Below are 13,901 nucleotides of genomic sequence, written 5' to 3' on the forward strand. Positions count from 1 at the left end.
TTTTTCTTTTTAAATCTTCAGCTTATATTATTGCAATTATGTATAAAAGTATGCAATTTCAACAATTGTTTATAACAATTCTTTTGGTTTTTTCCGCTGTAGATATATTATTAGAGTTTCTGATTTGATGAATTTTTCAGTATTGTAACAAAAGGGGTGAGGCATTTTACTTGCGCGTGTTTCCGATCATATCTGCGAAAATCCGGGTGGCTTTCGTTCTATAGCGATCATTGTGCTGCAGCATGAGAAACTGGCGTTGCGGCAGAGCAAAATCCGCCTTTACCAGTGTTCCGGCAGCAAGATGCGGGGCGGCGACAAGTTCCGATATGGCCGTCACGTAATCACCGGAGCGCACCGCCGAACAGATGGCTTCGTTCGATGGCAGTTCCAGCGCCACATGCAGTCGCGCTGGATTATAACCGGAAGCGCGCATCGCATCCTCGAAAACGCTGCGCGTTCCAGATCCCTGTTCACGCAGAATCCATTTTCCCTCGAAAAGCCGATCCCAGGTGAGCTTGCCGCCCGTACCCCAGTCATGATCGGGGCGCGCCACCAGAATAAGCTGGTCGCTTGCAACCTTACTGATTGATAGCGACGGCGCCTGCACAGCACCTTCGACGAGGCCAATATCGGCGACGCCTTCCTGTGTCGCCTGGGTAACGCTTTCCGTATTGCCAAGCGTCAGTCGCACGTCGATCAAGGGGTAGGCGGCGTGAAACCGTGCCAGAAAGGACGGCAGCCAATAGCTGGCGATGGTCTGGCTGGCATGAATGGCGAGAATGCCCCGTTTGCCGCCACCGAGTTCCGATAGCATCCGCTCGGCAGAGCGGGCGCGCGCAAACGTTGCGCGTGCCTCGTCCAGAAACATGCGCCCGTCACCGGTCAGCTCGATCCGCCGCCCGATGCGGTTGAAGAGCGTCGCTCCGTAGCGATCTTCCATGGTGCGGATGGCCGAACTGACCGCCGAAGGGGTCAGATGCAGGGCTTCCGAGGCTCGCGTGAGGTGCTCACGCTCGGCGACTTCAATGAAAATTCGTAGCTGTTCCAGTGTCATAGCGATGATCGTTCGATTTTATCAAATGAAATATGCCATATAATGAAATGGATTGAACAGGGAAAAGCAGGCATCTAATCAGAAAATAATTCTCATACGAGCATTTCCAGCAAAAGTGCGAAGCGGTTTTGCGCAGGGCAATGCGAAAAATGCAGACAGTCAGATTTGAAATGCTGAAAATGACCTACTCCAAAATCCAGAACATCCTCCCGGGACTTGGCTTGAGCGTCGCCGTTGCTATCGCTGCAATCGGACTCGAAAAAGTCGAGGAACATTATGCAGGACGGGCCTGGCTCGAAGCGCTGGTGATCGCCATCCTCCTTGGCACGGTCGTGCGGACGTTCCTGCGTCCCGGCAAGCATTTCAACAAGGGCATCGGCTTTTCCGCCAAGCTTCTTCTGGAAATTGCAGTGGTATTGCTTGGCGCGTCGATCAGCGCCAGCGCGGTGGTGGCTGCGGGTTCGGGGCTTATTTTCGGTATCGCAGGCGTTGTGGTGCTGGCTATTACACTCAGCTACGGAATCGGGCGTCTGCTGAAGCTTCCGCATCGGATGGCCGTGCTGGTCGCCTGCGGCAATTCCATTTGCGGCAATTCCGCTATTGCCGCAACCGCACCGGTTATCGGCGCGGGAAGCGAGGACGTGGCGGCTTCGATCGCCTTTACCGCTATTCTCGGCGTGGTCGTCGTGCTGCTTCTGCCACTGCTGGTGCCGTTTCTGGGGCTGTCGCACACGCAATATGGCGTGCTGGCGGGCCTGACCGTTTATGCAGTGCCACAGGTTCTGGCGGCCACTGCTCCGGTCGCGACGATCAGTGTCCAGCTCGGCACGCTGGTGAAGCTCGTGCGCGTGCTGATGTTGGGACCGGTCATTCTCGCATTGGCGCTACTTGCCGGAAACAAGGACGCAAACGCCAAGCCTGGCTTCTTCCAGCTTGTGCCATGGTTCATCCTCGGCTTTCTTGGCATGATGGCGCTGCATTCGCTGCACCTGATACCGGAATCGATCCTGCCCGGCATCCAATATGCCTCGACCATCCTTACCATCATTTCGATGGCGGCCCTTGGCCTTGGCGTGGATATCCGCTCTGTGGCGTCGGCAGGCGGTCGCGTCACGCTGACTGCGATACTTTCGCTCGTGGCTCTCGGCACCATCAGCCTTGGCCTGATCCATATCCTCAGCGTTGCTTAAAAAGGCCGGGATGGTTCACATTCCGGCCTTTATTCTCACAAGCGATGGTCAGCTTTTCTTGGCCGCATCAGTCGGCTTTGCGTCGGCTGGTGCATTGGCTGTCTTGCTGGCGTCCTTCTTGTCATCAACGGACATGTTGGAGCGGATCGTCACCACATGTTCCGCCTTGATGAGGGTCAGGTTGGCATCGTAATATTTGCCGTTGCCGAGCTGTTCCAGTGCCAGATCGACATCCTTGTCGATGGCAGGCAGATTGGCTGTCGTTTCGGTTATCACCAGATCAACATCCGCGAGTTTCAGCTCATCCTGAGCCTCTTTCTTGCGGCCATGCTGGATATGTTCATTGGCCTTTTTCAGGTGGGCAGCCTTTTCAGGCGTCAGCTTGTAGTCATCGACCACACCGACTTCCATATCGACCGGCAATGTGCCCGACTGAACTTCGGCGACTTCGTCGGCTGGAGCGCCAGCCGCTTTCATCTTGTCGAGCAGGGATGGAGTGTCTTTCTGCGCCTTGTCCAGATCATCCTTGACCGTCGACAGAATGACCTTGGCCTGGTCGGGTGTTCCCTGAAAAATGGCCAGTCGCGCCAGTGTAACGCCGCGCACCGCTGCGAGGCCATCGCCGGAAATGGCATCCAGCTTCTTGATGGCGTCCTGTTGTGCAGCTTTCGTGCTCTCGGTCGCCGGGGCATTCGGCTTTGCTGCACTTTCGGCGAAGCTTGGCACGGCAAAGGAAGCGCTCAGCAGCGCAGTTGAAAGCAGCATTGCGGTCAGGGTGGTGGTTCTGGAAATCATCTTATGCAATCCGTTCAAAAGTAATTCTGTATAGATATTTTGCTATGAATAGGCGGCTTGGAAGCTTTTATCCTCCACGATTAATGCAGAGAAAGCTTTATTAGTCGCTCACCTGCCGAATTGGAAAAGAATATAATGAATCAATATTGGTGGAGTACGTAAAATTGTGCCGGTTCGTGACCATTTCGTGGCGGAGGAATCACCATAAATTTATTTGATAAAGAAAAAGCCCGCCAGGAGGCGGGCTTTCTCATGTTCGATCGAAGAAGAAAAGATTAGTTCTTTTCCTGCTTCTTCAGAGCGGCACCGAGGATGTCGCCGAGCGAAGCGCCGGAGTCGGACGAACCGTACTGAGCGACAGCTTCTTTTTCTTCAGCGATTTCGAGCGCCTTGATCGAGACCTGCAGCTTGCGGGTCTTCTTGTCGAAAGCGATGACGCGAGCGTCAAGCTTCTGACCGACCGTGAAGCGTTCCGGACGCTGCTCGTCGCGGTCACGCGACAGATCCGAACGCTTGATGAAGCTTTCGAGATCGTGGTCGACGAGACGGACTTCGAGGCCACCGTCGGTAACGGCGGTCACTTCGCAGGTCACAACGGCGTTCTTGCGCAGTTCGCCGGAAGCTGCTGCTTCGCCGACCTTGTCGCCGGAAAGCTGCTTGATGCCGAGCGAGATGCGTTCCTTGTCGATATCGACGTCGAGAACGACAGCCTTGACGACTTCACCCTTGTTGTACTCTTCGATGACCTGTTCGCCCGGACGGTTCCAGTCGAGGTCGGAGAGGTGAACCATGCCGTCAACGTCGCCGTCGAGGCCAATGAACAGGCCGAATTCGGTCTTGTTCTTGACTTCACCTTCAACAACGGTACCGACAGGGTACTTCTGGGCAAAGGTCGTCCACGGATTGTCGAGGGTCTGCTTGAGGCCCAGCGAGATACGGCGCTTGACCGGATCAACTTCGAGCACAACGACTTCGACTTCCTGCGTGGTGGAAAGAATCTTGCCCGGATGGACATTCTTCTTGGTCCACGACATTTCGGAAACGTGGATGAGGCCTTCGATGCCCGGCTCGATTTCAACGAACGCACCGTAGTCGGTGATGTTCGTGACGGTGCCGGTGATCTTTTTGCCGATCGGGTACTTCGCGCCGATGCCATCCCAAGGATCGCTCTCGAGCTGCTTCATGCCGAGCGAGATACGATGGGTTTCCTGGTTGATGCGGATGATCTGCACCTTGACCGTCTGGCCGATGGTGAGGATTTCCGACGGATGGTTGACGCGGCGCCATGCCATGTCGGTCACGTGCAGGAGACCGTCGATGCCGCCGAGGTCAACGAACGCACCGTAATCGGTGATGTTCTTGACGACGCCTTCAACGACCTGACCTTCTTCAAGGTTCTGAACGATTTCCGAACGCTGTTCCGCACGGCTCTCTTCAAGAACGGTACGACGCGAGACAACGATGTTGCCGCGACGCTTGTCCATCTTGAGGATTTCGAACGGTTGCGGGACGTGCATGAGCGGGGTGACGTCGCGGATCGGACGAATGTCGACCTGCGAACGCGGCAGGAAGGCAACAGCGCCGTCGAGGTCGACGGTGAAACCACCCTTGACCTGATTGAAGATGACGCCATCGACGCGCTCGCCATTGGCGAACTTCTGCTCGAGCTTGACCCAGCTTTCTTCACGGCGTGCTTTTTCGCGCGACAGGACAGCTTCGCCCAGAGCGTTTTCGATGCGCTCGACGTAAACTTCCACTTCGTCGCCCGGCTTCAGCGTGCCGTCTTTGCCCTTTGCGCCGAATTCCTTCAGCGGCACGCGGCCTTCGACCTTCAGACCGGCGTCGATGATCGCCATGTCCTTTTCAATGGCTACGATGCGGCCCTTGACGACATAACCTTCAGCAAGGTCGTTCGTTGCAAAGGATTCCGCCAGCAGCGACTCGAAGTCTGCGAGGGATGGATTGAATTCTGACATGAATACTCCTGGTGCATCCGGAAAATTCATCGGATGCGGCGCCGGGGGTTAGTGTTGCGTTATGCCCGACCTCGGCCCCGTCTTTGCAGACAACCGGCGCGTGGAACGCGAAGTCAGGCTTTTCAGTATGAGTGCAGCCTATATAGGTCCGAACTCAAGATAATCCAGCTTTTCGGGGCATAATGAGATCCAAAAAGTCTAAAAACTTGTCGGTTTCATCCCCGATGCTGCGCCAAAGCATGATCGATCAGCTTTTTTGCGGCCAGAAATGCCGCTTCTATACTCATTTCGCTCGTATCTAGCAAGTGCGCGTCTTCAGCGGGCCTCAGCGGAGAATCGATGCGGTTCGTGTCGCGTTCGTCGCGTTTCCTGAGGTCCGCCAGGATTTCCGCGAAATCTGCCTTCTCGCCGCGTGCCACGATTTCTTCAAAGCGACGCTCGGCGCGCACTTCCGGCGACGCCGTGACGAAGAGCTTTATGGCTGCATCGGGACAGACGACAGTGCCGATATCGCGCCCGTCAAGCACGCTTGAGGGCAGGGCATTGGCGAAATTGCGCTGCGCTTCGACAAGCGCACGTCTGACCTTCGGCATGACCGCGACCTTCGACGCCGCTTCGCCGATCGCATGAGCGGAAAGGACCGCCTTGTCCATCTCGCGCAGATCGAGATTGAGCGCGGCGTCAGCCGCCACCGCTTCATCATCGAGCGGCAGCCCCTTGTCGATCAGCGCCTTGGCCACAGCGCGATAGGTCAGCCCTGTATCCAGATGCGGCATGCCGTAGTGAATGGCAATGCGCCGGGCAAGGGTTCCCTTGCCCGAGGCGGCCGGTCCGTCGATAGCGACGATGAACGGCGTCATCGCGCGTCGCTCAGTTCGATCTTGGCGCCCAGTCCCGGCATCATGTCCATGAATTCGGGGAAGGACGTGGCGATCATGGTGCTGTCGTCAACCGTCACCGGCTTTTCCGATGCAAGGCCCATGACGAGGAAGCTCATCGCGATGCGGTGATCGAGATGGGTTGCGACAGTGCCACCACCCAGTCCCTTGCCGTCGGGACGACCGCGGACCGTCAGCGACATCTCGCCTTCGGTGCAATCGACGCCATTGGCTTCAAGGCCGCGTGCAACCGCTGCCAGACGATCCGATTCCTTGACGCGCAGTTCGTCGAGACCGTCCATCACAGTTTCGCCTTCCGCGAAGGCCGCGGCGATGGCCAGAACCGGATATTCATCGATCATCGACGGAGCGCGTTCCGGCGGAACGACAACGCCCTTCAGCTTGGAGGCCTTCACGCGCAGATCGGCGACATCCTCGCCGCCGGCAAGACGGGCATTGAGCACTTCGATATCGGCGCCCATTTCCTGCAACGTCAGGATCAGGCCGGTACGGGTCGGGTTCATCAGCACGTTGCGGATGGTAACATCCGAACCTTCGACCAGAAGGGCGGCAACGAGCGGGAAAGCCGTTGACGACGGATCACCCGGTACGTCGATGGTCTGGCCGATAAGCTTGCCCTGTCCGGTGATGCGGATATGGCGCACGCCGTCCTTGTCGGTTTCAACCGAAAGATCGGCGCCAAAGCCCTGCAGCATCTTTTCGGTGTGGTCGCGGGTCATGACCGGCTCGATGACGGTGGTAACGCCCGGCGTGTTGAGACCGGCGAGCAGCACGGCGGATTTGACCTGTGCGGATGCCATCGGCACGCGATAGGTGATCGGATTGGCCGTCTTGGGGCCGATCAGCGTCAGCGGCATGCGGTCGCCTTCGGCTGCTTCCACCTGAACGCCCATTTCACGCAACGGGTTCAGCACGCGACCCATCGGGCGCTTGGAAAGCGAGGCATCGCCGATAAAGGAGGTTCTCATGTCATAGGTGCCGACAAGGCCCATGGTGAGGCGCGCACCGGTTCCGGCATTGCCGAAGTCGAGCGCTGCTTCGGGCTGCAACAGGCAGCCGTTGCCGACGCCATTGATGATCCAGGCATCGCCATCCTTGCGGATTTTCGCGCCCATGGCCTGCATGGCGCGACCGGTATTGATGACGTCTTCGCCTTCCAGAAGGCCGGTGATGCGGGTTTCACCCGATGCAAGGCCGCCGAACATGAAGGAACGATGCGAGATGGATTTGTCACCCGGAATGCGAATTTCGCCCGTAAGTGCCTCCGAGCGGCGGGCGGTTGCTGGTTTCGGGGGTGCAGAATGGGACATGGATTTTTCACAGTCACATTTTTGGCGCGGACACGCGCCGGGATTGAGAGATAAGCCGGGCTTCCCTAGCATAGTAATATTGTGCGGTCATCCGCGAATACGCGGTGCGGATGAAACCCATAATCAGGAGGGAGAGCCAAGAGTCTGCACATCCCTTTGCGTTTGGCTTTGACAAACGCGCCAAATTGCGTTTATGCACCGGACAACAATATAAACGCGCTTAAGACTTGCCCCTTGCCATATGGCTCCATGAACAGCATGGTGAAGGGCTATATGCTTCAAGGCAGGCATTCCGGCGCGATTTTATGAATTTGTGTCCCCGTGCGAATTAACGAGGCTAGACGTGGCAAAAGCTGAACTTGGTACCAAGCGTATCGACCCGGAAACGGGCAAGAAATTTTACGATCTCAATCGCGACCCGATCGTTTCGCCTTACACCGGCATTTCCTATCCGCGTTCCTATTTCGACTCCACGCTTGAAAGCCGCGTTGTCGAAGAGGAAACCGAAGAGGAAGAACTGGATACGGCACTCGAAAAGCCGGAATTCGTCTCTCTCGAGGATGCCGACGACGAAACCAAGGGCAGCGGCGACGACCTGCCGGATATGGACGACGACGATGTCGATCTCGGCGACGACGATGAAGACACCTTCCTCGAAGAAGAGGAAGACGAGGACGACGACATGTCGGGCATTCTCGGCGGCGGCGTCGGCGGTGAAGACGAGGAAGGCTGATCTGTTACACAGGTCAAGACCGGATGCTTTTGCGAGGCGACCTTCGGGTCGCCTCGCTGCGTTTGGAGCATATCCCGGATGAGGCTTCGGCGTGATCTGTGAATTATTTTCGGCAGATGTGAAAAGAGTTGCGATTTAGCTCTTGATCTTCTGACAAACGCCATTTAATAAGCCGCCACACCGGGCAGCAAGTCCTGCCTGATGCGCCTCGAAAGAGGTCTGATGGGGCCATAGCTCAGCTGGGAGAGCGCCTGCATGGCATGCAGGAGGTCAGCGGTTCGATCCCGCTTGGCTCCACCAAATGTTTCTTCTCAACTAACCAGAACGGACACCGTCATCGGTCGGCACAATGGCTGTCGGTGGACAAAGCCTGTCCAAGCGCTATGTCATTTCCCATGACTGAGATGATATTGGCGACATTCGACTGGGTTCCCAAAATGCCGCGTGGCTTCGTCCGCGATCTTCGCGTGCGCTGGGCGCTGGAAGAAGCCGGATTGCCCTATCGTGTCGAAGGCGTTCCATTCAAGAATCGCGGGCCGGAACACTTCACCCATCAGCCTTTCGGGCAAGTGCCATGGCTGATCGACGGTGATATGTCGGTCTTCGAAAGCGGCGCCATCCTGCTTCATATAGCCGAGAAGAGCGATGCGCTGTTGCCGCCTGATCCGAGGGCACGCAACGAGGTCATACAATGGCTGTTCGCGGCGTTGAATTCGGTCGAAATGGCCGCCTTGCCGCTCGCCCTTTATAAATTCACCGGTGATGAGGAGCAGACGCCGGGGCGTCAGCTCATGGACAGCTTCCTTGCCGGTCGGCTGGCGCACATGGAGCAGGCGCTGTCAGGCCGCGAATGGCTGACGGATCAGTTTTCGGTTGCCGATATTCTGATGGCCGACGTGTTGCGTCTGGTTGACCATTTCGACGGTCTGGCGCAGCATCCGGTCTGCCGGGCCTATGTCGGGCGCGCGACGGCACGGCCGGCATTCCAGAAAGCCTTTACCGACCAGATGGAACATTTTGCTGCAGCGGACTGACGCTCTTATTGAAATTAGCATGATGGCGCTATTTCCCGCTCAAGTTGCACTCGACAATTCCTAAAAAATTGCTAAACAGAAATTGTGTGAAGTAGTTCCAGTGTTTTCAAATGAAAAGACTCCAAGATTTTGATGGGTTGCGGTTTTTATTATGTATAGGAATCGCAATTTTCCATTTTTCTTTCCGGGTTCCGGTAAATGATGAGATTCTGAATTCTTTTATATTAACATTTGCTTATTTTACCGATGTCTTTTTTATTGTTTCTGGATTGTTTCTGGCAAGAAGACAAAATTATCTCTGGAGCTGGCCGCGTTATGTAGCTTTCGTTGGGAAGCGGCTCGCGCGGATTTATCCGCTGCACGTGGTGACCTTCTCCTGTTTCGCGCTTCTTTCTGTCCTGACAGCAGCGGGAATTCTGCATCCTCTGGTCGAACCCAGCATGAGCTGGCGAGACGGGCTGACCCAGTTACTGCTGATTCATAATTGGGGTTTGGGGCGCACCTTGTCCTACAATTATGTCAGCTGGTCGTTGAGTGCCCTTTTTGCCATGTATCTCGCTTTTCCGCTGTTCGATATGTTGTGCCGTCGTTTCGGGAGCTGGGTTCTCGTCGGTGTGATGGCTGCAGCCGTGGGCGGTGATTATCTGGCGCAACAGCTTGGCGTATTGTCACTCACACGCATTCAATTGTCCGATGCCGGGGTCTTGCGAGCCTTGCCTTCGTTTGTCTTTGGAATGTGGCTTGCTCGCCGGGAACATCCACCGATGCCGGCATCGGCAATCAAGGCATTGCTTGCCACTTGCCTGATTGTCTTTCTGTTCTATCACCCGGCAAACGGGCCGGACGAACCGCACACGCTTGAAGGCCCCTGGCGGCTGGCCTTCCTCTATGCGGGTGTCTATGTGCTTTATGCCGCATCCACTCGGGGCATTTATACACCGCTGCAATGGCGCGGATTCACAAGGCTTTCCCGTTACAGCTTCGGCATCTTCATTCTCCATCCTGCGGTCGGAATGGTTTTCTTCAAAGCTGCTCCGGAACGATGGGGCGAGGCGACGGCAGGCGCGGTCCTGCTCATCGCTGCAGGTGTTCTTGCAAGCGTGTTGACTGCCATTGCCTCTTACCACCTGTTCGAAAATCCCGTTCACCGCTGGCTGGTGAAAAGAATTGACGCATGGGTCAGCAGATCGGAAGGCTCAAGCGGGTTTTCTGGTTCCACGCGCGACGGCCTGCCCGTCTCCCGATAGGCAGGCATCCTCACCGGATCGATCAGGCGGTGCGCGACGTACCGCTGTCCTGCCGCATCAGATAGAGCGATGCGCCGATGATCAGGGCCGCTCCCGGCCAGAAGTTGATGCTTGGCGCTGCTGCAAACACGATCCAGCCGAAGATCACGTTGATCGGCAGTCTCAGGTCATCGAACGGTTGCAGATAGACCGCATCCGCTATCGAATAAGCTGCCGTCTGGAAATATTGGGCGAGAGCTGTGAATGCGCCGATGACGATCAATATGGACCAGATTTCGACGTCCGGCGCGGTGATTGCGGACATGCTTAAGCCGGATGCCAGCCAGAGTGCCGCGTTGATGGGCGTGAGCAGTACCAGCATATAGGCCGAAATGCTGGCGGGCTTTTCGAAACGGGTCAGATATTTGGTCATCACCGAATAGCCGGCCCACAACGCCGCGGCCAGAATCGGCAGGAGCGAATAGACCGTATAGGAATCCGACCAGGGTGCGATGATGATCAGCGCGCCAATAAATCCGGTGAATGTGGTCAGCAGCCGTGCCGGCGTGACCTTTTCCTGCAGAAAGAGCCGTGCGCACAGGATGACGAAGAATGGCGATGTCATGGACAGCGCGACCACCTGCCAGATCGGCACATGGGTCAGCGCATAAATCCAGACCTGTACGCCAGCGGCAGCCAGCGCGACGCGCATGACGTGAAGACCGAAATGGCTGGTACGCAAGGCTCTCGTGCCGTCGCGAACGAGCAGGGGCAAGGTCAGCACTAGCGCGATCACATATTGCCAGAAGGCGATGATGACGGAGGGAATACCGGTACGCGTTCCCGCCCATTGGGTGGCGACATTGACGGCGGCATAGGCCGAACAGGCCGCGACCATCAGCGCTGCTCCGCGTATGGTCGGTTTCAAAGTTGGCGAAGAGGCAAGTTGGCTCAACGGTTTCTTCCTTCGGAGCATTTTGCAGCCAAATGGAAACATTTGACGTCGCATAAATGCGGCAAAACAAATGGACAGAGCGTTCCGCTTCAGGCGGAACTTGCTCTGGCAAGCCTGTTACCTCAGGGTACGGGAAGAAAGACTGCAGGACGAAGACGGCAAGCCGTCCAGCCGAGCATGATTCCAACCTCGTTCTCTCTCATCCGGACTATGACCGTCGGCTTCGGAATTGCACCGAATCTGCTGACCCTGACACGTCTGCCGTGTCAGGCGCTCGCGGGCTTCGGACACTTGGTCCGTTACCGCCGGTGGGGAGTTTCGCCCCGCCCTGAGAACTGGATATTTCGTTTGCACCGAAGGACATCAGGATGAACTCCGACGCGGGCTGTAGTTATGTTACGCTTTCCCATAAAGCAAGGTGCAGGTTAGATTCTGCCTGCCTGTCCGGCAATCACAATTGAGTGCAGGGCAACACAAGGGATGAGCCTTTGATAGCCAAGTCACGGGAAAAGCATGGACGTATCGGAAACTCTCTTTTAGAAACTCGTGTCGGAGTTGATCGAGAGAGGGTCTAATTCCACATGGTTCTGGGAGGAATGATGAGCACCAACGCAGTCCCCACGCAGTTTTCGCATGACCATCCGCTATGGCAACCGGATGCGGGGCGCATCGCCGCCAGCAATCTGGAGCAATTCCGTATTCGCGCAGAACAGCGCACGGGCTTGAGCCTGCCGGATTATGCCGCGCTGCATCGCTGGTCGGTCGAGGATCGCGGCGGCTTCTGGCAGCTTGTGTGGGATTTCTGCGAGGTTATCGGCGAGCGTGGCAAAACGGCCCTTGTCGATAAAGGCCATATGCGTGACGCAAAATTCTTCCCCGAGGCACGGCTCAACTTTGCCGAAAACCTGTTGCGCCATGAGGGTGGCGAGGAAGCCATCGTCTTTCGCGGTGAGGACAAGATCGAGCGCCGCCTGACATGGGACGATCTTCACGCGCTGGTCTCGAAACTCCAGCAATTCATGCTGGCGGAAGGGGTTCAGCCGGGCGACCGCGTGGCGGGCATGATGCCCAATATGCCGGAGGCGGTGGCCTTGATGCTGGCCGCTTCGTCCATCGGTGCCGTCTGGTCGTCCTGCTCGCCGGATTTTGGCATACAGGGCGTGCTCGACCGCTTCGGCCAGATCGAACCAAAGCTTTTCTTCGCCTGCGATGGCTACTGGTACAATGGCAAGCGCATCGAAGTTGCCGACAAGGCTGCTGAGGTGACGGCAAAGCTGCCGGGGCTGAAACGTGCGGTCATTGTCACCTATCTCGGCGAAGCGGAAGCCGTTGCTGACCGCGCTGAAAAGGGAATTGCGCTTGATGTGGCTCTGGAACCGTTCAAGGCCAAAGACGTCGAGTTCACGCGGCTCCCTTTCGATCATCCACTTTGTATCCTGTTTTCGTCCGGCACGACGGGCATTCCGAAATGCATTGTACATCGCGCAGGCGGCGTGCTGTTGCAGCACCTGAAGGAACACCGCCTGCATGCGGATATCCGTGATGGCGACCGTTTCTTCTATTTCACCACTTGCGGATGGATGATGTGGAACTGGCTGGCTTCAGGCATAGCATCGGGCGCCACGCTTCTGCTCTATGACGGTTCGCCCTTCTATCCCGATGGCAATGTGCTGTTCGATTATGCCGCCGCCGAGGGTATGACTTATTTCGGCACTTCGGCGAAATTCATCGACGCGGTGCTGAAAGCCGGTTTGAAGCCCGGCGAGACACATGATCTTTCAGCGCTGCGCACCGTCTCCTCGACCGGCTCGCCGCTATCGCCGGAAGGCTTTGCCTTCGTCTATGAAGCGATCAAGCCGGACGTGCATCTCGCGTCCATTTCCGGCGGTACGGATATCGTGTCCTGCTTCGTACTGGGCGTTCCGACCGAACCGGTCTGGCTGGGCGAAATTCAGGGTGCTGGCCTTGGCATGGCAGTCGATGTCTGGAACGACGATGGCAAGCCGGTGCGCCGCGAAAAAGGTGAGCTGGTCTGTACCAAGGCATTCCCTTGCATGCCGCTGCAATTCTGGAACGATCCTGAAGGCGCGAAATATCAGGCCGCCTATTTCGAGCGTTTCGACAATATCTGGTGCCATGGCGATTTTGCCGAATGGACCGAGCATGACGGCATCGTCATCCATGGCCGCTCCGATGCGACACTCAACCCCGGCGGCGTGCGTATCGGTACGGCGGAGATTTACAATCAGGTCGAACAGATGCCGGAGATCGCCGAGGCGCTCTGTATCGGGCAGGATTGGGATAATGACGTGCGGGTGGTGCTGTTCGTGCGCCTCGCCGAAGGTGTGGCGCTGGACGACGACCTCAAGGCACGCATCAAGACCAAGATTCGTACTGGTGCCACGCCGCGCCACGTTCCGGCAAAGATTGTGGCGGTCCGGGATATTCCGCGCACCAAGTCGGGAAAAATCGTGGAGCTCGCCGTGCGCGATATCGTGCATGGGCGCGATGTGAAGAATCGCGAGGCGCTGGCAAACCCGGAAGCGCTGGAGCTTTATCGCGATATTGCCGAGCTTCATGAGGATTGATTTGATTACCCTCCAATTGCTTGGAGTTGCCGGATAACGGGCGCAACAAAATTTCGTTATCCGGTAATAAATAGCCACAGAACGCCACGCAAAGCCATTGCCTAATTGGTCGCCACGGGACACTCTGGCCGGAACATAGCC

11 protein-coding genes, 1 tRNA gene and 1 riboswitch are annotated in these 13,901 nt (G+C 56.7%); of the genes, 6 read left to right on the forward strand and 6 right to left on the reverse strand.

What is annotated here, in order from left to right; genetic code table 11:
• Window positions 1-166 precede the first annotated feature (166 nt).
• Window positions 167-1,054, reverse strand: coding sequence for a LysR family transcriptional regulator (locus KWJ32_RS06365; protein WP_011982265.1), 888 nt, complete (start codon window positions 1,052-1,054; stop codon window positions 167-169).
• Between the two features lie 170 nt (window positions 1,055-1,224).
• Here KWJ32_RS06365 and KWJ32_RS06370 point away from each other — a divergent pair, with 170 nt between their 5' ends.
• The gene (locus tag KWJ32_RS06370) at window positions 1,225-2,244 is read left to right on the forward strand and encodes a YeiH family protein (protein ID WP_172488794.1); all 1,020 of its coding nucleotides are present in this window, start codon (window positions 1,225-1,227) and stop codon (window positions 2,242-2,244) included.
• Window positions 2,245-2,292: 48 nt separating this feature from the next.
• On the opposite strand, the gene KWJ32_RS06375 is transcribed toward KWJ32_RS06370, so the two are convergent.
• From KWJ32_RS06375 to aroA, 4 genes are all read right to left on the reverse strand, one after another.
• Window positions 2,293-3,039 carry a YfdX family protein gene (locus tag KWJ32_RS06375; RefSeq protein ID WP_011982267.1) on the reverse strand — a complete coding sequence of 249 codons (747 nt, stop codon included), beginning with the start codon at window positions 3,037-3,039 and terminating at the stop codon, window positions 2,293-2,295.
• A 275-nt stretch (window positions 3,040-3,314) separates the two neighbouring features.
• Window positions 3,315-5,015: a 30S ribosomal protein S1 gene (gene rpsA, locus KWJ32_RS06380; protein ID WP_010657835.1), complete on the reverse strand. Its 1,701-nt coding sequence runs from the start codon at window positions 5,013-5,015 to the stop codon at window positions 3,315-3,317.
• A 215-nt stretch (window positions 5,016-5,230) separates the two neighbouring features.
• Complete coding sequence (gene cmk, locus KWJ32_RS06385) at window positions 5,231-5,875, reverse strand: (d)CMP kinase (RefSeq protein WP_010657836.1); 645 nt, start codon at window positions 5,873-5,875, stop codon at window positions 5,231-5,233.
• On the reverse strand, window positions 5,872-7,224 hold the full coding sequence (gene aroA, locus KWJ32_RS06390; protein WP_011982268.1) for a 3-phosphoshikimate 1-carboxyvinyltransferase: 1,353 nt from the start codon (window positions 7,222-7,224) through the stop codon (window positions 5,872-5,874). The genes cmk and aroA overlap by 4 nt, the downstream gene beginning before the upstream one ends.
• 343 nt (window positions 7,225-7,567) lie before the next feature.
• Here aroA and KWJ32_RS06395 point away from each other — a divergent pair, with 343 nt between their 5' ends.
• The 4 genes from KWJ32_RS06395 (at window position 7,568) to KWJ32_RS06410 (ending at window position 10,238) form a co-directional block, all read left to right on the forward strand.
• A complete protein-coding gene (locus KWJ32_RS06395) occupies window positions 7,568-7,957 on the forward strand; it encodes a TIGR02300 family protein (protein ID WP_010657838.1) in 390 nt (129 codons plus the stop codon).
• Between the two features lie 224 nt (window positions 7,958-8,181).
• Window positions 8,182-8,257: transfer RNA gene (locus KWJ32_RS06400), tRNA-Ala, on the forward strand.
• Window positions 8,258-8,352: 95 nt separating this feature from the next.
• Entirely contained in the window at window positions 8,353-8,991 is a 639-nt protein-coding gene (locus KWJ32_RS06405; protein WP_029926094.1) for a glutathione S-transferase family protein, read from the forward strand.
• A gap of 110 nt (window positions 8,992-9,101) precedes the next feature.
• Window positions 9,102-10,238, forward strand: a complete 1,137-nt coding sequence (locus KWJ32_RS06410; protein ID WP_011982271.1) for an acyltransferase — start codon at window positions 9,102-9,104, stop codon at window positions 10,236-10,238.
• 22 nt (window positions 10,239-10,260) lie between these two features.
• Here the strand turns inward: KWJ32_RS06410 and KWJ32_RS06415 are convergent, their stop codons facing one another.
• Entirely contained in the window at window positions 10,261-11,172 is a 912-nt protein-coding gene (locus tag KWJ32_RS06415) for a DMT family transporter (RefSeq protein WP_255412123.1), read from the reverse strand.
• A gap of 187 nt (window positions 11,173-11,359) precedes the next feature.
• A riboswitch (FMN riboswitch) is annotated at window positions 11,360-11,512 on the reverse strand.
• Between the two features lie 259 nt (window positions 11,513-11,771).
• On the opposite strand from KWJ32_RS06415, the gene KWJ32_RS06420 reads away from it, so the two are divergent.
• Window positions 11,772-13,760: an acetoacetate--CoA ligase gene (locus KWJ32_RS06420; RefSeq protein ID WP_151609676.1), complete on the forward strand. Its 1,989-nt coding sequence runs from the start codon at window positions 11,772-11,774 to the stop codon at window positions 13,758-13,760.
• The last annotated feature ends 141 nt before the right edge of the window (window positions 13,761-13,901 follow it).

This window comes from Ochrobactrum sp. BTU2, assembly GCF_024539785.1.
GTDB classification, from domain to species: domain Bacteria; phylum Pseudomonadota; class Alphaproteobacteria; order Rhizobiales; family Rhizobiaceae; genus Brucella; species Brucella anthropi.

What these genes read in the sequence shown, in the direction of transcription:
- KWJ32_RS06365 (WP_011982265.1), bottom strand. Translation starts at nt 1,054, where the DNA reads ATGACACTGGAACAGCTACGAATTTTCATTGAAGTCGCCGAGCGTGAG.
- KWJ32_RS06370 (WP_172488794.1), top strand. Translation starts at nt 1,225, where the DNA reads ATGCTGAAAATGACCTACTCCAAAATCCAGAACATCCTCCCGGGACTT.
- KWJ32_RS06375 (WP_011982267.1), bottom strand. Translation starts at nt 3,039, where the DNA reads ATGATTTCCAGAACCACCACCCTGACCGCAATGCTGCTTTCAACTGCG.
- rpsA (WP_010657835.1), bottom strand. Translation starts at nt 5,015, where the DNA reads ATGTCAGAATTCAATCCATCCCTCGCAGACTTCGAGTCGCTGCTGGCG.
- cmk (WP_010657836.1), bottom strand. Translation starts at nt 5,875, where the DNA reads ATGACGCCGTTCATCGTCGCTATCGACGGACCGGCCGCCTCGGGCAAG.
- aroA (WP_011982268.1), bottom strand. Translation starts at nt 7,224, where the DNA reads ATGTCCCATTCTGCACCCCCGAAACCAGCAACCGCCCGCCGCTCGGAG.
- KWJ32_RS06405 (WP_029926094.1), top strand. Translation starts at nt 8,353, where the DNA reads ATGACTGAGATGATATTGGCGACATTCGACTGGGTTCCCAAAATGCCG.
- KWJ32_RS06410 (WP_011982271.1), top strand. Translation starts at nt 9,102, where the DNA reads ATGAAAAGACTCCAAGATTTTGATGGGTTGCGGTTTTTATTATGTATA.
- KWJ32_RS06420 (WP_151609676.1), top strand. Translation starts at nt 11,772, where the DNA reads ATGAGCACCAACGCAGTCCCCACGCAGTTTTCGCATGACCATCCGCTA.